24 protein-coding genes and 2 tRNA genes are annotated in these 24,450 nt (G+C 70.8%); 17 read left to right on the top strand and 9 right to left on the bottom strand.

What is annotated here, in order from left to right:
* Positions 1 to 107 precede the first annotated feature (107 nt).
* The 3 genes from ACFPZJ_RS15720 (at position 108) to ACFPZJ_RS15710 (ending at position 1,137) form a co-directional block, all read left to right on the top strand.
* Complete coding sequence (locus ACFPZJ_RS15720) at positions 108 to 476, top strand: WhiB family transcriptional regulator (protein ID WP_381021620.1); 369 nt, start codon at positions 108 to 110, stop codon at positions 474 to 476.
* On the top strand, positions 473 to 796 hold the full coding sequence (locus ACFPZJ_RS15715) for a hypothetical protein (protein ID WP_381021619.1): 324 nt from the start codon (positions 473 to 475) through the stop codon (positions 794 to 796). The genes ACFPZJ_RS15720 and ACFPZJ_RS15715 overlap by 4 nt, the downstream gene beginning before the upstream one ends.
* Positions 797 to 927: 131 nt before the next feature.
* Positions 928 to 1,137 (top strand): hypothetical protein, encoded by a 210-nt coding sequence (locus ACFPZJ_RS15710; protein WP_381021618.1) that lies wholly within the window; start codon positions 928 to 930, stop codon positions 1,135 to 1,137.
* Between the two features lie 68 nt (positions 1,138 to 1,205).
* Here the strand turns inward: ACFPZJ_RS15710 and ACFPZJ_RS15705 are convergent, their stop codons facing one another.
* A complete protein-coding gene (locus ACFPZJ_RS15705; RefSeq protein ID WP_381021616.1) occupies positions 1,206 to 2,576 on the bottom strand; it encodes an ABC1 kinase family protein in 1,371 nt (456 codons plus the stop codon).
* On the bottom strand, positions 2,569 to 3,783 hold the full coding sequence (locus tag ACFPZJ_RS15700) for a ThiF family adenylyltransferase (RefSeq protein ID WP_381021614.1): 1,215 nt from the start codon (positions 3,781 to 3,783) through the stop codon (positions 2,569 to 2,571). Before ACFPZJ_RS15700 ends, ACFPZJ_RS15705 begins: the two co-directional genes overlap by 8 nt.
* Before the next feature lie 217 nt (positions 3,784 to 4,000).
* Here ACFPZJ_RS15700 and ACFPZJ_RS15695 point away from each other — a divergent pair, with 217 nt between their 5' ends.
* The 4 genes from ACFPZJ_RS15695 to ACFPZJ_RS15680 all read left to right on the top strand — a co-directional run bounded on the left by ACFPZJ_RS15695 (position 4,001) and on the right by ACFPZJ_RS15680 (position 7,999).
* Positions 4,001 to 4,621: a M48 metallopeptidase family protein gene (locus ACFPZJ_RS15695; protein WP_381021613.1), complete on the top strand. Its 621-nt coding sequence runs from the start codon at positions 4,001 to 4,003 to the stop codon at positions 4,619 to 4,621.
* Positions 4,622 to 4,789: 168 nt separating this feature from the next.
* Positions 4,790 to 6,535, top strand: a complete 1,746-nt coding sequence (locus tag ACFPZJ_RS15690; protein ID WP_381021612.1) for a TerD family protein — start codon at positions 4,790 to 4,792, stop codon at positions 6,533 to 6,535.
* 11 nt (positions 6,536 to 6,546) lie between these two features.
* Positions 6,547 to 7,227: an AIM24 family protein gene (locus ACFPZJ_RS15685; protein WP_381021611.1), complete on the top strand. Its 681-nt coding sequence runs from the start codon at positions 6,547 to 6,549 to the stop codon at positions 7,225 to 7,227.
* Positions 7,228 to 7,243: 16 nt separating this feature from the next.
* Entirely contained in the window at positions 7,244 to 7,999 is a 756-nt protein-coding gene (locus ACFPZJ_RS15680; RefSeq protein ID WP_381021610.1) for an AIM24 family protein, read from the top strand.
* Between the two features lie 83 nt (positions 8,000 to 8,082).
* On the opposite strand, the gene ACFPZJ_RS15675 is transcribed toward ACFPZJ_RS15680, so the two are convergent.
* Both ACFPZJ_RS15675 and ACFPZJ_RS15670 read right to left on the bottom strand, forming a co-directional pair.
* On the bottom strand, positions 8,083 to 8,610 hold the full coding sequence (locus ACFPZJ_RS15675) for an NUDIX hydrolase (RefSeq protein ID WP_381021609.1): 528 nt from the start codon (positions 8,608 to 8,610) through the stop codon (positions 8,083 to 8,085).
* Positions 8,607 to 10,052 (bottom strand): zinc-dependent metalloprotease, encoded by a 1,446-nt coding sequence (locus ACFPZJ_RS15670; RefSeq protein WP_381021607.1) that lies wholly within the window; start codon positions 10,050 to 10,052, stop codon positions 8,607 to 8,609. The genes ACFPZJ_RS15675 and ACFPZJ_RS15670 overlap by 4 nt, the downstream gene beginning before the upstream one ends.
* 192 nt (positions 10,053 to 10,244) lie before the next feature.
* On the opposite strand from ACFPZJ_RS15670, the gene ACFPZJ_RS15665 reads away from it, so the two are divergent.
* The 4 genes from ACFPZJ_RS15665 (at position 10,245) to ACFPZJ_RS15650 (ending at position 13,488) form a co-directional block, all read left to right on the top strand.
* Entirely contained in the window at positions 10,245 to 11,366 is a 1,122-nt protein-coding gene (locus tag ACFPZJ_RS15665; protein ID WP_381021605.1) for an SDR family oxidoreductase, read from the top strand.
* Between the two features lie 160 nt (positions 11,367 to 11,526).
* Positions 11,527 to 11,988: a molybdenum cofactor biosynthesis protein MoaE gene (locus ACFPZJ_RS15660; RefSeq protein WP_381021604.1), complete on the top strand. Its 462-nt coding sequence runs from the start codon at positions 11,527 to 11,529 to the stop codon at positions 11,986 to 11,988.
* Between the two features lie 138 nt (positions 11,989 to 12,126).
* The gene (locus ACFPZJ_RS15655) at positions 12,127 to 12,291 is read left to right on the top strand and encodes a hypothetical protein (protein ID WP_381021603.1); all 165 of its coding nucleotides are present in this window, start codon (positions 12,127 to 12,129) and stop codon (positions 12,289 to 12,291) included.
* 102 nt (positions 12,292 to 12,393) lie between these two features.
* On the top strand, positions 12,394 to 13,488 hold the full coding sequence (locus ACFPZJ_RS15650) for a YlbL family protein (RefSeq protein WP_381021601.1): 1,095 nt from the start codon (positions 12,394 to 12,396) through the stop codon (positions 13,486 to 13,488).
* Positions 13,489 to 13,525: 37 nt separating this feature from the next.
* Here the strand turns inward: ACFPZJ_RS15650 and ACFPZJ_RS15645 are convergent, their stop codons facing one another.
* Positions 13,526 to 14,068: a PPA1309 family protein gene (locus tag ACFPZJ_RS15645; RefSeq protein ID WP_381021599.1), complete on the bottom strand. Its 543-nt coding sequence runs from the start codon at positions 14,066 to 14,068 to the stop codon at positions 13,526 to 13,528.
* Positions 14,069 to 14,232: 164 nt separating this feature from the next.
* Here ACFPZJ_RS15645 and ACFPZJ_RS15640 point away from each other — a divergent pair, with 164 nt between their 5' ends.
* The 4 genes from ACFPZJ_RS15640 (at position 14,233) to ACFPZJ_RS15625 (ending at position 19,687) form a co-directional block, all read left to right on the top strand.
* Positions 14,233 to 17,154: a UPF0182 family membrane protein gene (locus ACFPZJ_RS15640; RefSeq protein WP_381022133.1), complete on the top strand. Its 2,922-nt coding sequence runs from the start codon at positions 14,233 to 14,235 to the stop codon at positions 17,152 to 17,154.
* Between the two features lie 55 nt (positions 17,155 to 17,209).
* Positions 17,210 to 17,283: transfer RNA gene (locus ACFPZJ_RS15635), tRNA-Met, on the top strand.
* 207 nt (positions 17,284 to 17,490) lie between these two features.
* Positions 17,491 to 19,308 (top strand): tetratricopeptide repeat protein, encoded by a 1,818-nt coding sequence (locus ACFPZJ_RS15630; RefSeq protein ID WP_381021597.1) that lies wholly within the window; start codon positions 17,491 to 17,493, stop codon positions 19,306 to 19,308.
* A 305-nt stretch (positions 19,309 to 19,613) separates the two neighbouring features.
* Positions 19,614 to 19,687: transfer RNA gene (locus ACFPZJ_RS15625), tRNA-Met, on the top strand.
* A 142-nt stretch (positions 19,688 to 19,829) separates the two neighbouring features.
* On the opposite strand, the gene ACFPZJ_RS15620 is transcribed toward ACFPZJ_RS15625, so the two are convergent.
* On the bottom strand, positions 19,830 to 20,246 hold the full coding sequence (locus tag ACFPZJ_RS15620; protein ID WP_381021595.1) for a Fur family transcriptional regulator: 417 nt from the start codon (positions 20,244 to 20,246) through the stop codon (positions 19,830 to 19,832).
* Between the two features lie 143 nt (positions 20,247 to 20,389).
* On the opposite strand from ACFPZJ_RS15620, the gene ACFPZJ_RS15615 reads away from it, so the two are divergent.
* A complete protein-coding gene (locus tag ACFPZJ_RS15615; protein ID WP_381021593.1) occupies positions 20,390 to 21,841 on the top strand; it encodes a catalase in 1,452 nt (483 codons plus the stop codon).
* A gap of 70 nt (positions 21,842 to 21,911) precedes the next feature.
* Here ACFPZJ_RS15615 and ACFPZJ_RS15610 read toward each other — a convergent pair whose 3' ends face one another.
* On the bottom strand, positions 21,912 to 22,304 hold the full coding sequence (locus tag ACFPZJ_RS15610) for a CBS domain-containing protein (protein ID WP_381021591.1): 393 nt from the start codon (positions 22,302 to 22,304) through the stop codon (positions 21,912 to 21,914).
* Between the two features lie 111 nt (positions 22,305 to 22,415).
* Positions 22,416 to 23,216, bottom strand: coding sequence for a histidinol-phosphatase (gene hisN / locus ACFPZJ_RS15605; protein ID WP_381021590.1), 801 nt, complete (start codon positions 23,214 to 23,216; stop codon positions 22,416 to 22,418).
* Positions 23,217 to 23,483: 267 nt separating this feature from the next.
* Here hisN and ACFPZJ_RS15600 point away from each other — a divergent pair, with 267 nt between their 5' ends.
* On the top strand, positions 23,484 to 24,092 hold the full coding sequence (locus ACFPZJ_RS15600) for a TetR/AcrR family transcriptional regulator (RefSeq protein WP_381021588.1): 609 nt from the start codon (positions 23,484 to 23,486) through the stop codon (positions 24,090 to 24,092).
* 5 nt (positions 24,093 to 24,097) lie between these two features.
* On the opposite strand, the gene ACFPZJ_RS15595 is transcribed toward ACFPZJ_RS15600, so the two are convergent.
* Positions 24,098 to 24,421, bottom strand: coding sequence for a DMT family transporter (locus ACFPZJ_RS15595; protein WP_381021586.1), 324 nt, complete (start codon positions 24,419 to 24,421; stop codon positions 24,098 to 24,100).
* Positions 24,422 to 24,450 lie beyond the last annotated feature (29 nt).

Below are 24,450 nucleotides of genomic sequence, written 5' to 3'. Positions count from 1 at the left end.
CTCAAGCGGGACGGCAGACCGAAGGGGCCTCGGGACAAGAAAAGAACCCGGTACCAAGCCGCCCCCCGGCCAACCGGCCGGAAATGACCAGACGAGGAAGACGAACCGTGCAACTCGAAGCGCACGCCCCGTCCGTACCGCCTTCCGAAACGATCCCCAAGCCCGGCCCCACGGAGGACTCCACCTTGACTCCGCTCACCGCGCTCACCGCGCTCGACGACGCCATCGAGAACCTCGGCGTCCCCGTCCCCTGCCGCTCCAACGACCCGGAGGTCTTCTTCGCGGAGTCGCCCGCGGACGTGGAGTACGCCAAGTCCCTGTGCCGCACCTGCCCGCTGATCGAGGCCTGCCTCGCCGGCGCCAAGGAGCGGCGTGAGCCCTGGGGCGTCTGGGGTGGCGAGCTGTTCGTCCAGGGTGTCGTCGTCGCCCGGAAGCGGCCGCGTGGCCGCCCGCGCAAGAACCCGGTCACGGCATGAACACCGCAGGAACAATCGACCGTCCCCTCACGCACGACCCCCAGAAGCAGGCCCCGATGAAGCCGTCCACCCACGAGCCCGCAGGCTCCGCGACCGAAGACTTCACCACCAGTGGCGCGAACGACTCGCGTCAGAACAGGACCCGAGAGATGCAACTCATCCCAGAAGCCATGGCTCGTGCCCATATGCACGAGCGACTGCGAGAGGCGGAGCGGGACCGCCAGGCCGTGCGCCTGGTGGCCGCCCGCCGGATGCAGCGCCGGGCGGAGCGCGCCTCGCGGCGCGCCCGCAGGGCGCTCGCCATGGCGGTCATGCAGTAACCGTCCAGGCCTGAAGCGGTGGCCTCCCGTCAGGAGGCGAAGCTCCCCGCGGGGGCCGGTCCGTGCCGAACGGACCGGCCCCCGCGGTGCGTTGTGTCCGCGCGCGAGGGTCACGGCGTTATCGTCGCCGGATGGCGAGCCATTCCGGAGACAGCGACGACGGCGGCTCCACTGCGGAGCCCCAGTTCCTCGTGTGCGCCCGCTGCGGCACCAGAGCCGAGGCCCCCCAGCCCACCTGGACCTTCTCCGTGGAGAACGGCGTCCGCCAGCACTTCTGTGCGACCTGCTCCCGGGAGAACCTCAGGGCGATCGAGGGACGGCTGGACTCGGAGTGGTGGTAACCCCGGCGCGGTAGGGCCCGCGGTGCCGAAGCGCACAGGCCGAGTCAGCAGCGCTGTCCCCGAGGCACTCAGGCCTCCGCCGCCGAGTCCCCCTCCTTGACGTCCTCCTCCGGAACGAACCCCGGCAGCCACTCCTCCAACTCCTCGCGCAGCCGCACCGTGGCGCTCAACTGGCACAGGACACCGATCGTGCTGAGGGTCACCCGGTGGATCAGGAGGTACGCCGGAGGCAGGTTGAGCTGCTTGCCGAGCTGGTAGGCGGGGGAGCGGGGGTCGGCAATGCGGGCTGCCTGGCTGCGCATCCAGCCGCGGGTGAAGGTGAACTCGTCGACCTGGGCCGGTTCGATGATCGGCAGCAGATAGTCGAGGACGGCCTCGGGATCCAGCTCTATGGACTCCTTGACGAAGCCCTCTGCGCAGAGGAGTTCGTAGACGGCCTCCGCCTCGCCGTCGAGGGTCATGCGCAGCGACTCACCGATCTCGGGCGGCAGGCCACCGGGCAGGCGGTCGACCGTGCCGAAGTCCAGGACGCCCAGCCGCCAGTCCTCCTCGTCGTCCGGGCCGCCGGGCAGCAGGCGGAAGTTGCCCGGGTGCGGATCGGCGTGCAGCAGGCCGGTGCGGGCCGGGCCGGAGAAGAGGAAGCGGGCCAGGAGCTGACCGGCGCGGTCGCGCTGCTCCTGCGTGCCCTCAGAGATGATCTCCGACAGCGGTATGCCGTCGATCCACTCGGTGATCAGGACCTGCTCGCACTGGTGGACCACGTTCGGCACCACCACGTCCGGGTCGTCGGTGAACTCCTCGGCGTGCGTCCGCTGGGCCTGGGCCTCCAGGCCGTAGTCCAGTTCCTCCGACACCCGGTCCTTGAGCTCGGTGATCAGCGGCTTGATGTCCATGCCCGGGATCAGCGGCCCCAGCAGGCGGGCGAAGCGGCTCAGCTGGTTCAGGTCGGACAGCAAAGCCTCGCCGGCGCCCGGGTACTGCACCTTGACCGCCACCTCGCGGCCGTCGTGCCACACTCCCCGGTGCACCTGGCCGATCGAGGCCGCCGCGGAGGGCTTGTCCTCGAACTCCAGGAACAGCTCGTTCCAGTTCTCGCCGAGCCGCTCCTGGAGCACCGCGTGGACGGTGCGGGTCGGCATCGGCGGCGCCGCCTCCTGGAGCTTGGTCAGCGCGGCCCGGTAGGGCCCGGCGATCTCCTCGGGCAGCGCCGACTCGAAGACGGACAGGGCCTGGCCGAACTTCATCGCCCCGCCCTTGAGCTCGCCGAGCACCTTGAACAGCTGCTCAGCCGTGCGCTGTTGCAGTTCGCGGCCGACGAGCTCCGCGGACTCGCCGACGATCCGCTTGCCGAGTCCCCAGGTGGCCCGCCCGGCGAAGCCGAGCGGGAGCGCGGCGAGCTTGGCGGTCCGGGTGACCGCCTTCCGGGGAAGATCAGACATGCGCCCTCCAAGTCCCAGCCAGCCGCTCCGCGTCTGCCTTACGACGCAACCGCTCCGACGGCCGTTGCACCGCCATTGTCTCGTGCGGATCCCCGTCTTCGGAGGTGTGTTCCCCCATACCTTTCTCCCCGGCTCCGCACGGGCATGCGGGATGCCCCCACACCGGCCGCGCGTGCCAGTGGAGGCCGGGAGCGGAGACCTCCCAGCGGGCGCTGGCGCTCGACGGCACCCGGCCGTCCAGGAAGGCGAGCGCGTGAGCGGCCGCCAGCCCGGCCACCGTCGTGGCCAGCGCCAGGTCGCACGGTCGCACCTGGCGCTGTCTCCCCGAGCGCCATTGGGCGACCAGGCGCGGCCAGGTCGGGTCCCGGTCGGTGCGGCTCTCGTGCAGACAGCCCGCGCAGCCCGTCTCACCCGGCAGGACGAGAGGGCCGACCATACCGGTTCCCTCCACCACTCCGGCATAGAGGTGGGGTGTGCCGGATGCCATGAGGGTCTCGGCGGCGGACGCGGCCGGTGCGTGGACGGCCACGTCGTCCCGCGGGGCGAGCACCACCAGCGAGTAGCCCTGGTCACCGTCCTCGGGCGCGGTGCCGGGTCCGCGGCGCGGCGGACGGTCCGGTGCCGCGCGGCGTACCGCACGGCGGGCCGCCTCGTCCCGGCGGTCACCGACCGCCTCGGCGGGCAGACCGCCCGGCGCGACATCCCACGGCTCGACGCAGCCGCCGTCGCGCACATCGACCTCGCCCACCCCGGCACCCGAGAGCAGCGCGGCGACCACCGCGCCCACCCGGCCCGCGCCCCGGACCTGCACCCGCAGGGAGCGGCGGGCGGCCATAACCCTGAGCGCGTCGCCCGGCTCCGATGTGGTCAGGGACAGGGAGGCGAGATCCGGGCGCAGCCGGTCGAGGACGTCCTTCTTCTTCCGCAGCGCGTCGGCGGCCGGCCCGCCACCCCGCGCGTCGTCGAGCAGCCCCGCCCGCGCCAGCCCCCGCACGAGCCCGTCGACATGGCCGTCGGGCAGATCCATGCGGCGTCCCTCCTCGCGCAGCAGCTCCAGCCCGCGTGTGCCGTTGAGCAGCTCGAGGAAGCTGCCCGTCGCGGTGTCCATCGGTCCGAGCGTCATCGCGTGCGCCGGAGTCATCCCGAATTGCACAGTGCTGAGATCGCGCCAGCCGCGCCGGAGCGCGGGTTTCACCATCGGATGCATGCCAGGCCCCCGTTTGCCCTCGTTCGTCCCCGTTCGCCGACGGGCCCCGGTCGCGGTTCCCTCGGCGAGAGCCAGCATGCCCGGATCCGGGGCCGGCTGCCGGAAGTTGTCCACAGGCGGAGGGAATCGTCGTACAAATCCGGCGCGCGGTGGGGCGATCGGCGCGGAACCGTACCGGAGCCGGGACTTCCCCGGGCGCAGCGGGTAACGTCGGGGCGTGCCCGCCGACCCACTGCACCGCGCCGGAAAGTCACAGCGCAGCACGACGAGCCAGCCGACGAGCGGCTCGGGGGCGAGCGCGATCGAGGTCCGCAGGAGCGCCCGTCGCCGCAGAACGGTCTCCGCGTACCGCGAGGGCGATCGCACCGTCGTGCTCATCCCCGCCCGGATGTCCGAGGCGGAGGAGCAGCGCTGGGTGAGCGTCATGCTCGACAAACTGGCCGCCCAGGAGAGCAGGCGGGCGCTCGGCGACGGCGAACTGGCCGAGCGCGCCCAACGGTTGTCGGCCGAGTACTTCGCCGGCCGTGCCCGGCCGACCTCGGTGCGCTGGGTCACCAACCAGAACACGCGCTGGGGCTCGTGCACCCCGTCGGAGGGCAGCATCCGCCTGTCGCACCGTCTGCAGGGCATGCCCGAGTACGTCGTCGACTACGTCCTCGTCCACGAGCTGGCACATCTGCTGGTGCCCGGACACGGGCCGCGGTTCTGGCGGCTGCTGGAGGCCTACCCGCGCACCGAACGCGCCCGGGGCTACCTGGAAGGCGTGGTCGCGGCCGAGCGGCTGCCCCATGTGCCACCCCCTGTACCGCCCCACGTGCCCGGCACGCTCGAGGAGTGACCGACCGGGCGCGGTGACCGGGGCGGGTGACCGCTTACCCGGGACGAGCAGCCGATACGGCCGAGCACGGGTTCTGTACCGGCTCTGTACCGACTGCGTCCGGTGTCCGAGTTTGCCGTTAGCCTGGCGCGACGCACTCACGTTCTGGATGGGGGACGGTCGTTACGCATGGCCAGGGAATTCCAACGCGGCCACAAGGCCAGGATCAGTGACCTCACCGCGGGCACGGATCTGTACGTAGGCGTGCAGATCTCCGGCCCGGGGCTGAGCTTCGACATCAGCTGCTTCGGTCTGGACGCCGACGAACGGCTCTCGGACGACCGGTACTTTGTGTTCTACAACCAGCCGAAGTCCCCCGAGGAGGCCATTCAGCTCCTGGGCGCCCAGGCGGGCGACACGGAGTCCTTCCGTGTGACGCTGGACCGGATCCCGCCGCAGATCCGCAAGCTGTCCTTCACGGCGACGATCGACGGCGCCGGGCAGATGTCGCAGATCAGCCCCGGATACATCCGCATCGTCGCGGGCGGCGAGGAGGTGGCCCGCTACCCCTTCAGCGGCTCGGAGTTCTCCACCGAACGGGCCGTGATGCTGGGCGACTTCTACCTCAAGGACGTGTGGCGGTTCGCCGCGGTCGGACAGGGCTTCGACGGCGGACTCGACGCGCTGCTGAAGAACTTCGGCGGCGAGGTCGCGGAGGAGGAGACCTCCGCCGCCCCGCAGCAGCCGCAGCCCGGCGTCGCCCCGGGCTTCGCCCCGCCCGCCCAGGCCGCCGCCCCGCCCGCGTTCGGTGTCCCCGGCACCCCGTCGCCCGCCCCCGCACCCGCGCCGGCCCCGGTTCCAGCGCCCGCTCCGGCCCGGACGCCCGCCCCCCAGCCCGCCGCGCAGGGCTTCGCGCCCCCGCCGGGCGCGACTCCGCCGCCCCCGGCGCCCGCGCCCGGCGTGCACGCCGCGCCGACCATCGTCGCGCCCCTGCACACGCCGCCCGGCGGAACCGTCCCGCCCCCGCCGCCGGCTCCGGCGCCCGCGCCCTACGGCACCCCGGGCCAGCAGCCGCCTGCGTACGGCCAGGTCCCCGGCCAGACCGCGCCGCCGCCCCCCGGCTACCCCCAGCCGCAGGCCCCGACCCCGCCGCCCGGCTACGGCCAGGAGCCCGCCCCGCCCCCGGGCCACGGCCAGCAGCCCCCGTTCGGGCAGGCCCCCTACGGAGCCCCGCAGAGTGTTCCCCAGGGAGCTCCCCAGGGCGCCCCGCAGGGTGCCGGTGTCGCCGCCGCGCTGCGGATGTTCAAGGAGACCCCCACCGGGCAGCGCTGGACGCAGCAGAACAAGAAGATGGTCCGCGTCGACCTGGGCATCGGCGGGCAGCCGGTCCTCGCCCGGCAGGGCAGCATGGTGCTCTACCAGGGCAAGGTCGACTTCAGCTACAAGGGCGCCGGCTTCGGCGGCCGTATCGTGGGCAACGCCACCGGCCAGGAGATGCAGCTGATGCGCTGCACGGGCCAGGGCCAGGTGTTCCTCGCCGAGAACTCCACGATGCTGCACCCCATCGAGCTCCAGGGCGACGCCGTCTGTGTCTCCGCCGAGAACGTCCTGGCCTTCGACGAGAGCCTGCAGTACGAGGTCCGCCGCATCGAGGGACATGGCATCCCCGGCGGCGCGCTGTTCACGATGCAGTTCCAGGGGACCGGCACGCTCGTGGTGAAGACGCACGGCACGCCCGTCGTCCTGCCCGTCACGCCGACCACGTTCGCCGACTGCAACGCGGTCGTCGCCTGGTCGGCCGCCGCGCAGGTCGTCGTCTCCAGCCAGGTGCGGATGCGCCGCAACGCCTACCCCGGCGACACCGGGGAGAGCGTCAACCTCCAGTTCCGGGGAGCGCCCGGCAACTTCATCGTCGTCCAGCCATACGAGGTCTGAGGGAGCCCGTCATGACACAGCAGCTCGCGGGCCACGCCCCCGCACCCGTCACCGCCCGCATGGAGAACCACGGCAACCACATGCTGAAGGTGGCCCTGCAGACCGGAAACGACCTCCTCGCGCGCGTGGGGTCGATGGTCGCCTACGAGGGCTTCATCCAGTACGAGCCCAACCCGCCGGCCGTGCGCCAGGTCGCGCGCGACTGGATCACCGGCGAAGGCGCGCCCCTGATGAAGTGCTCCGGCGACGGCCTGCTCTACCTCGCCGACTACGGCGCGAACGTCGTCGTCATCAACCTCAACGGCGACGGCATCTCCGTCAACGCCACCAACCTGCTCGCCTTCGACGCCCATCTGACCTGGGGCGTGGAGCGGGTCAAGGGCCTGGCGAAGTTCGCCGGGCAGGGCCTGTGGAACACCAGAATCTCCGGGCAGGGCTGGGTCGCCCTCACCTCCCGGGGCAAGCCCATCGTCGTCGACTGCGGCGGCGGTGAGGACGAGACGTACGTCGACCCGGACGCGCTGGTCGCCTGGTCCCCGAACCTCAAGGTGAAGGGCAAGCGCAGCTTCCGTGCGCAGTCGCTGATCGGCCGCGGCAGCGGCGAGGCCTACCAGATGGCCTTCTCCGGTCAGGGCATCGTCGTCGTCCAGCCCAGCGAGGACAGCACCGACCGTCTCCGGGTCCGGGGCTGAGGGGGAGCCACACGCCATGCAGAGCCCGATTTTCGCCTACAACGAGCAGCAGACCCAGGAACGCTGGAGCCTGCAGAACAAGCAGATGCTGCGCGTCGCCCTGGAAGGCCACGACGACATCCTGGCCCGCAAGGGCACGATGGTCGCCTACCAGGGGCTCGTCGAGTTCGACGCCGAGTACCAGAGCAGGGACCAGGCACGCGCGCGTGCGCGCACCGGCGAGGGCCTGGACCTGATGCGCTGCCACGGGCAGGGCACCGTCTACCTCGCCAACCTCAAGCAGCACATCCACGTGATGGAGGTGGAGCAGGACGGCCTCACCGTCGACAGCAGCTACGTGCTCGCGATGGACTCCTCCCTGCACCACGAGGTCATCGCCGTGGACAGCCTGTACGGCATCTCCGGCTCCGGGAAGTACCAGCTCAACATCACCGGCCGAGGCAAGGTCGCCCTGATGACCTCGGGCATGCCGCTGATGCTGCAGGTGACGCCGGACAAGTACGTCAACTGCGATGCCGACGCGATCGTGGCCTGGTCGACGAGCCTGCGCGTGCAGATGCAGGCCCAGACGCACTCCTCCGGGGTGTGGCGGCGCCGCGGCAACACCGGTGAGGGCTGGGAGCTCAGCTTCATGGGCACGGGCTTCGCACTCGTCCAGCCCAGCGAGCTGCTGCCGCCGCAGAACGCCCAGATCGGCTCGGGCGTCGCCGCCCAGTACGGCATGGGCCAGCAGGGAGCCCGGGGGCAGAACCAGGGCAACGCCTGGAGCTGACCCGCCACAAGCAAGCGCACGTAAGGGGCGGCCGCCGCAGCGGCCGCCCCTTACACATGCCTCAGACCCCGGCCACACATACCTCAGACCCCGAGCCACGCCCGCGTCGCCTCAAGCAGCCGGACGACCGACTCGTCCGCGACCTCCGCGACCTCGTCGTACGCGAACCAGCGCACGTCGAGGGACTCGTCACTGACCGTGTGCGCGGCGTCCGGCGGCGCCAGGACCGCGTACTGGACGTCGAAGTGCCAGTGACACGGCGCCGGGATCGGATGCCGGTCCAGACGCACCGGGCCGCCCGGCAGCAGCGACAGCCCCGTGACGCCCGACTCCTCCGTCGCCTCCCGCAGGGCGGAGGACTCCAGGGAGGCGTCGCCCGGCTCGCAGTGGCCGCCCATCTGCAGCCACATGCGCAGCTTCCTGTGGAGGGTCAGCAGTACCCGCCCGCCCTCCGGGTCGATCACCAGGGCGCTCGCCGTGAGATGGCCCGCGTGACACGCCTTCCACATGCCGTCCGGGTGCTCCGCCAGGTGGTCCAGGTAGGCCTGGCGCAGCTCCGGCTGGTCCTCGTAGCGCTTGAGCACGAGGACCGCGTCGTCGTACAGGCTCACTCGGTGTCGTCGCCCTTGCTGTCGCCCTCGTCCTTCTTCTTGCGCAGGTCGGGCTTGTCGGCCGCCTCGCCGAGCATCTTGTCCCACTCGGAGAAGTCGATCTGCTCGCGGTGCACGAAACCGTCCGGGTCGTCCAGGTCGGTGGCCGTCGGCAGCATGTCCGGGTGGGCCCACAGGGCGTCCCGGCCGTCGACGCCACGCGCGTCCGTGAGCGAGGCCCACAGACGGGACGCGTCACGCAGACGGCGCGGACGCAGCTCCAGGCCGATCAGCGTGGCGAACGTCTGCTCGGCGGGTCCGCCCGAGGCACGGCGACGGCGCAGCGTCTCACGCAGCGCGTCGGCGGACGACAGTCGGGGCTTGGCAGCCGCGTGCACCACCGCGTCCACCCAGCCCTCGACGAGCGCCAGAGCCGTCTCCAGACGGGCCAGGGCGGCCTTCTGCTCCGGCGTGTCCTCCGGCTGGAACATGCCCTGCTGGAGAGCCTCCTGCAACTGCTCCGGATTCTGCGGGTCGAACTGGCCGACCACGTCCTCCAGCTTGGCCGTGTCGACCTTGATCCCGCGCGCGTAGCCGTCGACCGCGCCGAACAGGTGCGAGCGCAGCCACGGCACGTGCGTGAACAGGCGCTGGTGGGCGGCCTCGCGCAGGGCGAGATACAGCCGCACCTCCTCCTTCGGCACGCCCAGGTCCCTGCCGAACGTCTCGATGTTCAGCGGCAGCAGCGCGGCCTTGCCGGCCGGGCCGAGCGGAAGGCCGATGTCGGAGGAGCCGACGACCTCGCCGGCGAGCACGCCGACGGCCTGCCCGATCTGCGTGCCGAACATGGCACCGCCCATCGAGCGCATCATGCCGATCAGCGGGCCGGCCATGGCCTGCATCTCCTCCGGCAGGACATCGCCCATCGCGGTGCCGACGCGCTCGGCGACCGGGTCGACGAGCTCCTGCCACGCGGGCAGCGTGGCCTCGACCCACTCCGCGCGGCTCCAGGCCACCGCGGAGGCGGCCCCGGACGGCAGCGACGTGGCGTCGTCGAGCCACAGGTCGGCCAGGCGGACGGCCTCCTCGACGGACCTGCGCTCGGCGGGGCCGACGCTCGCGTCCTTGGAGCCGTCCGGTGTGCCCTGGGAGACCGTCTGGCGGGCGATCTGCTTGGCCATGTCCCAGTTCACCGGGCCGCCCTCGTACGACAGCATCTGGCCCAGCTGCTGGAACGCGGCGCCCAGGTCGGACGGGTTCAGGGAACCGAACATGGCAGCGAACGGATTGTCCCCTCCAGGGCCGCCGGGGCCGCCGCCAAAGCCTCCGGCTCCGGGCATGCCGAAACCGAACGGGTTGGCCGGTCCCTGACCACCACCGTCCTGCTGGTCCTTCTTCTTGCCCTCGTCGCCGTCGTCCGGCTCCTCCGGCGGAAGGCCGAATCCGAATGGGGTGTCACTCACGGGATTCCTCGGCTGGTAGGGCCGCCGGTTCTTTCCGGCGGACTGGCTGCCCGACAACACCACCCAGCGTAGACACCCGGGGCGGTTCGGGCCTCGGTGCTTCGCCGACAGAGGGCCTGCGGCAGGATGGATGCCACCTGGTACGCACGCGTCCGTCGCGCCCGTACTGAAGACAACCGCTGGAGACGCCCGGTGAGTTCCCCAGATCCGCAGGTTCGCGCAGCGCGAAACAAGTCAACCAGTCCCGCGAGCCCTGCCGTGCGCGGGCCCGTCGTCGCGGTCACCGGCGCCGCGTCCGGCGTCGGTGCGCTGCTCACCGAGCGGCTCGCCGCCTCGGAGGAGATCAAGCAGGTCATCGCCATCGACGAGCGGCGCGGCGAGTGCGCGGCCGCGCAGTGGCACATCCTGGACGTACGGGATCCGGCCATCGCGGACAAGCTGCGCGGGGCCGATGTGGTGGTCCATCTGGCGCTCGACCTCGATCTGGAGACCGATGCCGCCGCCCGAACGGCCTACAACGTACGGGGGACGCAGACCGTCCTCACGGCGGCCGCCGCGGCCGGGGTGCACAGGGTGGTGCTGTGCACCTCGGCGATGGTCTACGGTGCCCTGCCCGACAACGAGCTGCCGCTGTCCGAGGACGCCGAGTTGCGGGCGACGGCCGAGGCGACCGGGGTCGGGGACCTGCTGGAGATCGAGCGGCTGGCGCGCCGGGCGCCGCGGGCCCACCCGGGGCTCAATGTGACCGTGGTCCGTCCGGCCGTGCTGGTCGGCGGCACGGACACCGCGCTGACCAGGTACTTCGAGTCGCCTCGGCTGCTCGTCGTCGCGGGGTCGCGGCCCGCGTGGCAGTTCTGCCACGTCGAGGACCTGTGCAGTGCGCTGGAGTACGCCGTGCTCGAGAAGGTCGACGGAGAGCTGGCCGTCGGCTGCGACGGATGGCTGGAACAGGAGGAGGTCGAGGAGCTCAGCGGCATCCGGCGCATGGAGCTGCCGTCGGCGGTGGCGCTGGGGGCGGCGGCCCGGCTGCACCGCATCGGGCTGACCCCGTCCCCCGCCGGCGACCTGGCCTACACGATGTACCCCTGGGTGGTGAGCGGAAGCCGGCTGCACGACGCCGGGTGGCGGCCGAAGTACACCAACGAGGAAGTGCTCGCGGAGCTCCTGGACGAGGTGTCCGGGAGGCACACGGTGGCCGGGCGGCGGCTCGGGCGCAAGGACGCGACGGCCGCCGGGGCCGCGGGCGCGACGGTGGCCCTGCTCGGTGCGGCGGCGGTGGTGCGGCGGGCCCGCAAGGCCCGGCGGCGGATCTGAGAGCGGGGCACCCCGCACGGCTCTTCCGACGGGGCTCTCCCGCACAGCTCCCTACGGAGCTCTGCTGGAGGCTTCCTGTAGGAGGCTCCAAAGCAGCACGCCCGCGTGCGGGGCGATCACGCTATTCCGTGTTGTCCGTGCCGTGGGGCACGATGGGGCCATGGCACCCACGAGCGACCACCCCGGTGAGCAGGCCGCGCAGGATCCCATCAAGCTGATCGGCATCCGGGAGACGCCCCTGTCCGTAGACGAGGTCTTCCGCGCCGTGGGGGACGACGCCGCAGGCGGGACGGCGCTGTTCGTCGGGACCGTACGGAACCACGACGGCGGTGCCGACGTGGACGAGCTGGGGTACTCGTGCCACCCCAGTGCCGAGGCCGAGATGCGGCGGATCGCGGAGAAGATCGTCGCGCAGTACCCGGTGCGGGCCCTGGCCGCCGTGCACCGCGTGGGGGAGCTCGCGGTCGGTGATCTCGCCGTGGTCGTGGGCGTGTCGTGTCCGCACCGCGGAGAGGCCTTCGAGGCCTGCCGGAAGCTGATCGACGATCTCAAGCACGAGGTGCCCATCTGGAAGCACCAGAAGTTCTCCGACGGCACCGAGGAGTGGGTCGGCGCCTGCTGATGGCACCGGTCCTCCACCTGCCTTCCACCGGTCGTCTTCCGGTTGCGTAACCGCACCCCTGGCGTGAGCGTTGTCACGGCGGATGGTTAATCTGCTGATCAGTCAGTTGCGGACGCTCAATGGGGTTGGGAGGTCGGCATGGCGGCGCTCGCCTGGTTGCTGATTCCGCTTGTGGCTGCGATAGGCGCGGGTCTGTGGGGCACTTGGGCCGGCCGGACCCGCAAGGTGCGGGGCGACGGTCCCGAACTCATCGGTTACGCCCGCTTCCGCGAGGCCATGGAGAAGTCCCGGTCGGGCACCTGACGGCCAGGGAAACGCCCGGTCAGAGGCGTGGAAGACGTCAGGGCCGCCCCGGACGGACGGCCCTGACGGTGCGCTGACAGAGGCGTCCCGTACTGTCGAGACATGCCACGCCGCACTGCGACGATGCTCGCCTCCACCCTGATGCTGATCGCGCTTTTGTGCGCGGGAGTGTTCATCCCCGTGCCTTACTCGGAGATGTCCCCGGGGCCGACGGTGAACACCCTCGCGGACCACGACGGCGAGCCGGTGCTGCAGATCTCCGGTCACAGGACCTACCCCACCACCGGACACCTCAACATGACCACCGTCCGGGTCACCAGCGCCGACTACCGGATGAACCTCGTGGAGGCCGTCTACGGCTGGCTCGCGCACGACAACAAGGTCGTACCGCACGACACCCTCTACCCGGACGGCAAGACGGAGGAGGAGTCCACCCAGGAGAACGCCGAGGAGTTCAGCCAGTCCCAGGAGAGCGCCAAGGTCGCGGCGCTGAAGGAACTCGGCGTCAAGGTGAACTCGTGGGTGATCGTCTCCACGGTGGTCAAGGGCTCCCCGGCGGAGGGCAAGCTGCACGCCGGCGACGTGATCAAGGCCGTCGACGGTACGGCAGTGAAGGAACCGGCCGACGTCGCCAAGCTGGTCACGAAGCACAAGCCCGGCCAGGACGTCGTCTTCACGGTCGTGCCCGCCAAGGAACAGGCCGCCGCCGAGAAGGAGAAGCGGGCGGCGACGAAGACGGAGAACGTCACCATCACCACGGCGACCTCCGACGACGGCGGCGAGAAGCGCGCCATCGTCGGGATCTCCGCCGGAGTCGACCACACGTTCCCGTTCAGCATCGACATCAAGCTCGCCGACGTCGGCGGGCCGAGCGCCGGCCTGATGTTCGCGCTCGGCATCTACGACAAGCTCACGCCGGGCAGCCTGACCGGCGGGAAGTTCGTCGCCGGCACCGGCACGATCGACGACGACGGCAAGGTCGGGCCGATCGGCGGCATCGAGATGAAGACCGTCGGCGCGCGCGACAAGGGCGCCCAGTATTTCCTGACGCCCGCCGACAACTGCGCGGCCGCCGCCAAGGACACCCCCGAGGGCCTGACCCTCGTCAAGGTGGGCACCATCGACGACGCGCTCGGCGCCCTGAAGGACATCCGCTCCGGCGACACCGCCGACCTGCCGAAGTGCACGGCCGGGTAGGGCAGGGTCCAGTAGGGCCCGGCCGGGCAGGCGCGGGCTACTCGGCGAGCGTCGCCGCCAGCGCCTCGGCCAGACCCGGCACCAGGTCGGAGCCGGTGAGGACCTCCGTGGGGGAGTCCTTCTCGCGCAGGCGCAGGGCCGACTCGCGGGAGCCGTCGCGCAGCACCGCGACCGTCATGCGGACCTCCTGGCGGTCGGGGTGCTCGGCCACCCACCTGGACAGCGCGGCCTCGTCCAGACTCTGCGGAACCTGGGCCTCCGCGGACGGCGGCAGCATCAGCCGTTCCACCGTGAGGGCGCAGCCGGCCACCGCGTCGGGCCAGGCGATGGTGCCGAGGAACTCATCGAGCGGCTTGCCCGTTGGAACCTCGTCCTGCTCGATCGGGGTGAGACCGGAGGTCTCGGACTCGCCCTGAAGTCCGAGCCGGTCCGCGAGAGAGGGCTGCTCGGCACGCAGCCGTGCGGTGTCGACGAGGGCGAAGAGGCGGGCGGGCTGGTCCCAGCCGAGGCCGGAGACGTACTCGTCGATCTCGAGTACGGCCCGGGTGAGCGGGCTCGCCGCCATGGGAGTGTTGGACATGGTCACAATCCTGCCTCGTTCCTGGCCCGAATCGGGAACCGAGTAAACGGTGAGTAAGTTGCATAGGTGGGGGCCCACGATCACCGGGGGCCACGGAGGGTCCACGAACACGCGGGCCTGACGAATCGACAGCGAACTTCGAGGTGCGCACCTTGGCTTTCCAGATGCCGGACCGCGGCGGAGGCCCGACGGGGCCACGGATCAGAGTGGGCCGCCCGTCCCGGCGTGTCCGGACCCTGCTCATGACACTGGGCGTCCTGGCCGTCCTCGGCATGGCGTTCACCATGTTCGCGGGCTTCTGGACGGACTGGCTCTGGTACCGGTCGGTGAAGTACTCGTCGGTCTTCACCACCACCCTGTGGACGAAGATCGGGTTGTTCTTCGTCTTCGGGCTGCTGATGGCCCTGGCCGTCGGCTTCAACATCTGGCTGGCGCACCGGCTGCGACCGCCGCTGAGCGCCATGTCGATGGAGCAGCAGAACCTCGACCGCTACCGGATGGGCATCGCGCCCTACAAGAAGTGGCTGCTGCTCGGGATCACCTCCCTGGTGGGCCTGATCGCCGGCGCCTCCGCCTCCGGCCAGTGGCGGACCTGGCTGATGTGGGTCAACGGCGTGCCCTTCGGTCAGAAGGACCCGCAGTTCCAGCTCGACGTCGCGTTCTACGCCTTCGACCTGCCCTGGTACCGGTTCCTGCTCGGCTTCGGCTTCGCCGCCGCGATCCTGTCCGTGATCGCCGCCGCGCTCACCCACTATCTGTACGGCGGGCTGCGCATCACCAGCCCGGGCGCGCGCGCCACGGCCGCGGCCACCGGCCACCTGTCGGTGCTCATCGGGATCTTCGTTGCTCTGAAGGCGGTCGCGTACTGGCTCGACCGGTACGGACTGGCGGTCAAGTCCAGCGACTTCAAGGCGACCGACAACTGGACCGGCCTGAGGTACGTGGACGCCAACGCCTACCTGCCGGCCAAGACCATCCTGTTCTGCATCGCGGTGATCTGCGCGCTGCTGTTCTTCGCCACCCTGTGGCGGCGCACATGGCAGCTGCCCGTGATCGGCTTCGGCCTGATGGTGCTCTCCGCGATCCTCATCGGCGGCCTGTACCCGGCGATCGTCCAGAAGTTCCAGGTCCAGCCGAACGAGCAGGCCAAGGAAGCGCCGTACGTCGCGAAGAACCTCAAGGCGACCCGTGAGGCGTACGGCATCGACGGGGCCAAGGTCACCGAGTATTCGGGCACGAGCACGACCAAGGACAAGTCCACGCTGCGCGACGACGCCGACAGCACGGCGAGCATCCGGATCATGGACCCGAACATCGTCTCGCCGACGTTCCAGCAGCTCCAGCAGATCAGGAACTACTACGCGTTCCCGAACAACCTGGACGTGGACCGCTACGCCAAGGACGGCAAGGAGCAGGACACGGTCATCGGCCTGCGCGAGCTGAACCTGGCGGGCATCCCGAAGAAGAACTGGATCAACAACCACTTCCGCTACACCCACGGCTACGGCGTGGTGGCCGCCGAGGGCACCAGCGCCGACGCCCAGGGCCGCCCGGTCTTCACCGAGTCGGACCTGCCCTCCGAGGGCGACCTCGGGACGTACGAGCAGCGGGTCTACTACGGCGAGAAGACCACCACCTACTCGATCGTCGGCGGTCCCCAGAAGGAGATCGACTACTCCGACGACAGCGGTGAGAAGACCACCAGCTACAAGGGCGACAGCGGGGTCAACCTCTCCAACCCGGTCAACCGTGCCGCGTACGCGGCGGCCTTCGGCGAGCCGCAGATCCTGTACTCCGGCGCCATCGGCGACGGTTCGCGGATCCTGTACAACCGCACGCCGAAGGAGCGCGTCGAGGCGGTCGCCCCGTGGCTGACCATCGACGGCGACGCCTACCCGGCGGTCGTCGGCGGCCGTATCCAGTGGATCGTCGACGCGTACACGACGACGAACGGCTACCCGTACTCCTCGCGCACGACCCTCGGCGACACGACGGCCGACTCGCTGACCGCGACCAACGACAACCGGGCGGTGGTGGCCCAGCAGAACCAGGTCAACTACATCCGCAACTCGGTGAAGGCGACGGTCGACGCGTACACCGGCGAGGTCAAGCTCTTTCAGTGGGACACCAAGGACCCGGTCCTGAAGACCTGGATGAAGGCGTTCCCCGGCACGGTGGAGCCGAAGTCGAAGATCTCCGGCGACCTGATGGCGCATCTGCGCTACCCGCAGGACCTGTTCAAGGTCCAGCGCGAGCTGCTCACCCGCTACCACGTGAGGGACGCGACGACGTTCCTCAGCGGCAGCGAGGTCTGGCAGGTGCCGGACGACCCGACCAACCGGGCGGGCAACGCGGTGCCGCCGTACTACCTGAGCATGCGGATGCCCGACCAGAAGGAACAGGCGTTCTCGCTGACGACGACCTTCACGCCCAACGGCCGGGACAACCTCAGTGCCTTCATGGCGGTCGACGCCGAAGCAGGCACTCCCGACTACGGCACGATCAGAATCCTGAAACTGCCGACCAACACCACGGTCAACGGACCCAAACAGGTCCAGAGCCAGTTCAACTCCCAGGAGGACATCGCCGAGTCCATCAGGCTGCTGAGAGGCGGCGACTCGGAGGTGGAGTACGGCAACCTGCTGACGGTGCCGCTCGACGGCGGACTGCTGTACGTCGAGCCGGTCTACGTACGCGGTGGTGGACTCAAGTACCCGCTGCTGCGGAAGGTGCTGGTGACCTACGGAGGCGAGACCGCCTTCGAGAACACGCTGGAGGAGGCCTTCAACAAGATCTTCGGAGCCGAGGGACAGACACCGCCGGCCGAGCCGCCGGGCGAGGACGAGAGTCCCACGCCGCCGCCGACGTCCGACAACCCCACGGTCCAGGAGGCGCTGAACGACGCCCAGAAAGCCTTCGACGCCGGCCAGGAAGCCCTGAAGGAGAACGACTGGGAGGCGTACGGCCGGGCGCAGAAGGACCTGGAGGAAGCGCTCCAGCGGGCCGAGGAGGCACAGTCGCGGGACGACCGGAACCAGGGCGGCGGGGGCAGCAGCCCCAGTCCCAGCCCCAGTCCGAGCGGCTAGGGCACACCTGTTCAAGTGGCCCGCCCGCGCCGTGATACGGTTGTGCACGCAACGGCGCGGGGTGGAGCAGCTCGGTAGCTCGCTGGGCTCATAACCCAGAGGTCGCAGGTTCAAATCCTGTCCCCGCTACTGAAGGCGAAGGCCCGGATTCCACAAGGAATCCGGGCCTTCGTGATGTGTGAACGCATGTACTGACACGGTTCGCGGCCGTGCCGCCAGGGGGAGTTGGGCAGATCTGTGTTTGACTTGTCTCTCTGTGGGCATGTCGACAAAACGCTGAAGTGACCTCACTGGCTGCGGTATACGAGGTGTACCCAGGTTGCAGGTGGTGCGACGATGGACGTTATGGGGGACAAGGCAACTCTGTTCGAGACAGGGCGTTTTGTGCAGCCTTCCAGCCTGGAGGACACTCCGGACGAAGCCGGAGAGATCGCTGACGAGGCGGCCGAGGAGCTGCGCCAGCGGCTCGCCGCCGAAGCCGGTGACGTCGAGGCGATGAGCGTCCTCGGCGCCATGCTGCTGCGCCGGGGAGATCTCGACGGAGCCGAACCCCACCTGCGTGCCGCCACCGGCGCGGGCGACCGTGCCGCCGCCAACAACCTCGGAGTCCTGCTGCACCAGCGCGGCTACGCCGACGAGGCCGCCGGATGGTGGCGGATCGCCGCCGTCGCCGGATCCGCTGCGGCCGCGCACGCGCTCGGCCGGCACCACCGCGAACGCGGCGACGAGCCCGCCGCCGAGTACTGGCTGCGCCAGTCCGCCGAACAGGGCCATGTCCTCGGCGCGTACGCACTCGCCGACCTGCTGGAACACCGCGGTGACGCCGGGGCCGAGCAGTGGATGAGAGCTGCCGCCGAGCGCGGCCACCGGGAGGCGGCGTACCGGCTGGCGAGAGCGCTCGACCGGAGAGCGGTGCGGCACTCCGACGGTGACAACGGTGTCCCTCTCCTCGAAGAGGCCGAGCAGTGGTACCGGCAGGCCGCCGCGCGCGGGCACCGGCGGGCCGCGCTGCACCTGGGAGCGATCCTGGAGAAGCGCGGCGAGCTCAAGGAGGCGGGGCGCTGGTACCTGACGTCCGCCAAGGACGGCGAGATGCGGGCCGCCTGCGCGCTCGGCTTCCTGCTGCGCGACGCGGGCGACACCGAGAACGCCGCCGTGTGGTGGCTGCGCGCCGCCCAGGAGGGCGACGGCAACGCGGCCAACGCCCTGGGTGCGCTGCACGCCGAGCGGGGCGAGACCCAGACGGCCGAGCGGTGGTACCGGGCCGCGATGGACGCGGGCGACGTGAACGGCGCGTACAACCTGGGGCTCCTCTGCGCCGAGCAGGGACGCACCGCGCAGGCCGAGCAGTGGTACCGGCGGGCCGCGTACGCCGGACACCGGGAGGCGGCGAACGCGCTCGCGATCCTGCTGCTGCGGGGCGGGGACGAGACGGGCGCGGAGCCGTGGTTCTCCAAGGCCGCGGAGGCAGGCAGCGTGGACGCCGCCTTCAACCTCGGCATCCTGTACGCCGGACGGGGCGAGGAGGAGGCCGCCCTGCGGTGGTACGAGCGTGCCGCTGCCGCCGGGCACACGGAGGCCGCGCTGCAGGTAGGGATCGCGCGGCTGCGGGACGGTGAGGAGCAGGAGGCGGAACGGTACCTGCGCTGCGCTGCGGGGGGCGGCAGCGCGGAGGCCGCGTTCCGGCTGGCGACGCTGCTGGACGCCCGGCGGCCGCCGGAGCCCACCCATGAGCTGGGGGAGCCCGTGCACCAGCGCAGCGAGTGCGAGGAGTGGTACGAGCGGGCGGCCTCCCAGGGACACCGGCGGGCCCAGGTGCGGGTGGGGATGCTCGCCGCAGCCCGCGGCGACGTGGTCGAGGCGGCTCGGTGGTACCGGGAGGCGGCCGACGCCGGCTCCCGCAACGGCGCGTTCAATCTCGGGCTGCTGCTGGCCCGGGAGGGCAGTGAGCCCGAGGCGGTCGTGTGGTGGACACGGGCGGCCGAGGCGGGGCACGGGCGGGCGGCGCTGCGGCTGGCCCTCGTCTACGCGCGTCAGGGAGAGCTGGCCGAGGGGCAGCGGTGGGCCGACCGGGCGGTGGAGCTGGGACCGGCGTCGGTGACGGAGCGTGCGGCGAGGCTCCGTGACGCGTTGCGGCAGGAACTGTCGGCCTGACGATGCCGTGCGTGAGACGGGGCCGTGCGGCCTTCGGTGCTGTGTGCGTCTGACGGTGCCCTCGGTCGGCGGGTGGTGCGGGCCGGCGCTGATCGGTGCCCGACGTGTGATCGAAGCCCTGCGCAGCTGCTGGACGGGCGTGCCGGCCCGAGGCGGGCCGCTCGCGCGGCCCGGAACCGAGGTGCCGTCCACCCCGCCCGACTCCCGGTTTCTGCGGACGGCCCGCCGCCCGGCGCCGCGGCTGAGACCCCGGGACAAGCGATTTGCTTCTGTCCGCGGTCTTGACGTAACGTTGCATTCACCGACGCGGGGTGGAGCAGCTCGGTAGCTCGCTGGGCTCATAACCCAGAGGTCGCAGGTTCAAATCCTGTCCCCGCTACTGAAGATCGAGGGCCGGAGTCCGAAAGGGCTCCGGCCCTCGGTGTGTTCGCGGTCACTGGTCCGCCGACCCGGTTCGGCGTACGCAACGAAAAAGCCCCGGCACCACACAGGTGCCGGGGCTTTCCGGATTCCGAAAAGTCTTACGCCTTCGCGCAGTTGGGGCACAGGCCGCGGTACGTGACCTCGACGTCCGAGACCGTGAAGCCGAAGCGCTCGGTGTCGGGGAGGTCGGCCAGCGGGTTGCCCTGCGGGTGGACGTCGCGGATCGCGCCGCACTGCGCGCAGACCAGGTGGTGGTGCGGGCGGTGGGCGTTGGGGTCGTACCGCTTGGCGCGCTTGTCGGTGGTGACCTCGATCACCTCACCGAGCGAGACCAGCTCGCCCAGTGTGTTGTAGACGGTCGCCCGGGAGATCTCGGGCAGCTTGGCGACAGCCCGGGCGTGGACCTCGTCGGCCGTCATATGGACGTGTTCGCCGTCGAGGACCTCGGCCACAACGCGCCGCTGCGCGGTCATCCGCCATCCGCGTCCGCGCAGCCGTTCCAGAAGGTCGCTCATGCAGCCCAGCTTAACAGCAAGAGGACCAGATCCCGAACAGGTGTGACTTTGGAGCACTACTTGACTTGGACTAAGTCCAATGTAGGATCGAGCCTGACTTTAGTTAAGTAACAGAGGAAGACAGAGTGACGCAGGAGGCGCACGTGACGCAGGGGCCGCTCACCACGGAGGCCGGTGCTCCGGTGGCCGACAACCAGAACAGCGAGACGGCGGGCGTCGGCGGCCCGGTGCTCGTCCAGGACCAGCTCCTTCTGGAGAAGCTGGCCCACTTCAACCGGGAGCGCATCCCGGAGCGTGTGGTGCACGCCCGCGGTGCGGGCGCCTACGGCACCTTCACGGTCACCGCCGACGTCACGCGGTACACGCGGGCGAAGTTCCTCTCCGAGGTCGGCAAGCAGACCGAGGTCTTCCTGCGCTTCTCGACGGTGGCCGGCAGCCTGGGGGCGGCGGACGCCGTCCGCGACCCGCGCGGCTGGGCGCTGAAGTTCTACACCGAGGAGGGCAACTACGACCTCGTCGGCAACAACACCCCGGTGTTCTTCATCAAGGACGCCATCAAGTTCCCGGACTTCATCCACACCCAGAAGCGCGACCCGTACACGGGCAGCCAGGAGCCGGACAACGTCTGGGACTTCTGGTCCCTGTCCCCGGAGTCGACCCACCAGGTGACCTGGCTGTTCGGCGACCGCGGCATTCCCGCCTCGTACCGCCACATGGACGGCTTCGGCTCGCACACCTTCCAGTGGAACAACGAGGCCGGCGAGGTCTTCTGGGTCAAGTACCACTTCAAGACCGACCAGGGGATCAAGAACCTCACGCAGGAGGAGGCCAACAGGCTGGCCGGTGAGGACCCCGACTCCCACCAGCGCGACCTGCGCGAGGCCATCGAGCGCGGCGCGTACCCGACCTGGACCGTGCAGGTGCAGATCATGCCGGCGGCGGACGCGGCGACGTACCGCTTCAACCCGTTCGACCTCACCAAGGTGTGGCCGCACGCGGACTACCCGCCGATCGAGATCGGCAAGCTGGAGCTCAACCGCAACCCGGAGAACGTCTTCGCCGAGGTCGAGCAGTCGATCTTCAGCCCGGCCCACTTCGTCCCCGGCATCGGCCCCTCGCCCGACAAGATGCTCCAGGGCCGCCTCTTCGCGTACGGCGACGCCCACCGCTACCGGGTCGGCATCAACGCCGACCAGTTGCCGGTGAACCGCCCGCACGCCACCGAGGCGCGTACCCACTCCCGTGACGGCTTCCTGTACGACGGCCGCCACAAGGGGGCGAAGAACTACGAGCCGAACAGCTTCGGCGGGCCGTTCCAGACCAACCGCCCGCTGTGGCAGCCGGTCCCGGTCACCGGAAGCACGGGCAACCACGAGGCGCCGGTGCACGCCGAGGACAACGACTTCGTCCAGGCGGGCAACCTGTACCGGCTCATGACGGAGGACGAGAAGGAGCGCCTGATCGGCAACCTCGCGGGCTCCCTCTCGCAGGTCTCGCGCGAGGACATCGTCGACCGGGCGATCAACAACTTCCGTCAGGCCGACGACGACTTCGGCAAGCGGCTGGAGGCCGCGGTCCAGGCCCTCCGCGGCTGATCACCAGCACTGGACCGCTTGCCGTGGACTGTGGGCCGGATTCCCTCGGGGATCCGGCCCACCGGCGTGCTCAGGCCGGTACGCGCTGTCGTACGGGCGCCCAGCAGCGGATGATGTCGCGGACCGAGACGATGCCGGCAGGCTCGTCGCGGTCCAGGACGATGAGATGGCGGAAGCCGCCGTGCGCCATGGTGTGGGCCGCCTCCTCCAGGGTCCAGGCCGGGGCGGCGAACACGACGTCGGTGGTGGTGTGGTTGTGTGCGCGTTCGGCGTCCGGATCCTGGCCCAGGCCGACGGAGTTGAGGATGTCGCGTTCGGTGAGGATGCCGATGCCGCCGGCATCCGGATCGAGAACCACGGCCGCGCCCACCCGGCGGGCGGACATCAGTGCGGCGGCCTGGCGGAGGGTGTGGTCGGGGCCGATGGTGAGGACGACCGTGCTCATGGCGTCGCGAACAAGCATGGAATGGAGCCACCTCCTGGAGTGTCCCCGCCTTTTGTTCATTGCTTCACAAGTTCACAAGTGGGGGGACCCCCAGAGTGGCAGGTAAAGAGGGGGTCAACAAGAGGGCGCTCAGTAGCGCTGGTTGAGGAAACCGAGCAACTCGTCGTGCAGCAGGCCGTTCGAGGCGGCCGCGTTGCCGCTGTGAGGGCCGGGGCGGCCGTCGAGGCCGGTGAAGGTACCGCCCGCCTCCGTGACGATGATGGCGTTCGCGGCCATGTCCCACAGGGACAACTCCGGCTCGGCGCACAGGTCGACGGAGCCCTCGGCGACCATCATGTACGGCCAGAAGTCGCCGTACGCGCGCGTGCGCCACACCTCGCGGGTGAGGTCGAGGAAGCCGTCCAGCCGGCCCTGCTCCTCCCAGCCGCTGAGCGAGGAGTACGCGAAGGAGGCGTCGGAGAGCTTCGAGACGCGGGAGACCTGCAGACGGGTCGCCTTCGTCAGGCTGCGGCCGCTGAAGGCGCCGTGGCCCTTCGCCGCCCACCAGCGGCGGCCGAGCGCGGGCGCGGAGACGACTCCGACGACGGGCTGAAAGCCGCCCTCGCCGGCCTCCATCAGGGAGATGAGAGTGGCCCAGACGGGGACGCCGCGCACGTAGTTCTTGGTGCCGTCGATCGGGTCGATCACCCAGCGGCGGGGGCCGGTGCCCTCGACGCCGTACTCCTCGCCGAGGACCGCGTCGCGGGGGCGGGCGCGTTGGAGCTGGCCGCGGATGAGTTCCTCCGCCGCCTTGTCCGCTTCGCTCACCGGCGTCATGTCCGGTTTGGTCTCGACCTTGAGGTCGAGGGCCTTGAACCGATCCGTCGTCGCGGCGTCGGCGGCGTCCGCGAGGACGTGGGCGAGACGCAGGTCATCGAGGTAGTCGGGCATGTGATGAACGGTATCTGCCGGGGCTGAGGCGGGGCTACCGGGGGTTCGGGGGGAGGGCGGGCGGAGTGCGGGAGTGGGGGAGCACGACCGGGCGCGGCGCGGGGCGCCCTGCGGTCGTACTCGGGCGGGCGGGTGCGCGGCCCGGCGCGACGGGATGCCTCCGCGCCCACGTCCGCCGCCCCCGCGGGTACCTCCCTCGCGGACCCTTGACAGTGCCTCCGGGCGCGTCAAACCTGGGCGCAGAGCCGCTCGCCCCAAGGGGAGGCGATGATGCCTGCAGCGCGGGAATCCCTACTGGACGCCGCCTTCACGGCGCTGGCGCGCCGGCCGTGGTCAGCCGTGCGGATGGTGGACGTGGCCGCGGCGGCCGGAGTTTCCCGGCAGACGCTGTACAACGAGTTCGGGAGCAAAGAGGGGCTCGCCCGGGCGCTGGTCCGCAGGGAGGCGGACGGGTGTCTCGCCGGTGTCGACCGGGCCCTCGCCGGGCACAGCGACGCCCGGGAGCGGCTGACCGCGACCGCCGAGTGGCTGACCTCAGCGGCCCGTGAGAACGACCTGGTCCGCGCCATGCTCACCGGCTGCTGGAGCGAGCGCCTGCCCTCCCCGACGCTGAGGGCGGTGCCGTCCTCCTCCGCCGTACCGGCCCAGCGCCGGGCCGACGGCCCCCTGCCGTCTCCGGGCGACTTCGTCACCCTCGTCCGCGACCGTGCCGTGGCCGTGCTGTCCGGGGCCGGCACGTCCCGGTCGGACACCGCCGACCTGGCCCGCTCCTGCGAACTGGCCGTCCGTCTCGCCCTGTCCTGCGTGGCCGCGCCACCGGGCGAGGGCGGCGTCGCCGAGCTGGTGCGCAGCGCCCTGTACCGGCAGCCCGTCTGACGGGGTCAGTGGGCCGAGCCCGACAGCTGCAAGCCGATCACGCCGATGATCACCAGGCTGATCGAGACGATCTTCAGCGTCGACACCAGGTCACCGAGGAACACCATGCCGTAGATCGCCGTGCCCGCCGCCCCGATGCCGGTCCACACCGCGTACGCGGGACCCACGTCGAGTTTCTTCAGTGACAGCGTCAGCAGACCGAAGCTGCCGATGGCGAAGACGCAGAACGCGATCGTGGGCCACAGACGGGTGAAGCCGTGCGACAGCTTCAGACAGACGGCGAAGCCGGTCTCGAGCAACCCGGCCACGATGACCAGCAGCCACGCCATGTGTGTCCTCCCGTTGTCCCACGCTGTGT

The sequence above is a fragment of the Streptomyces bullii genome, assembly GCF_042657145.1.
Classification (GTDB): Bacteria; Actinomycetota; Actinomycetes; order Streptomycetales; family Streptomycetaceae; genus Streptomyces; species Streptomyces bullii.
Note: the sequence above shows the minus strand (reverse complement) of the source record. Positions and strands in the feature narration are given on the sequence as shown.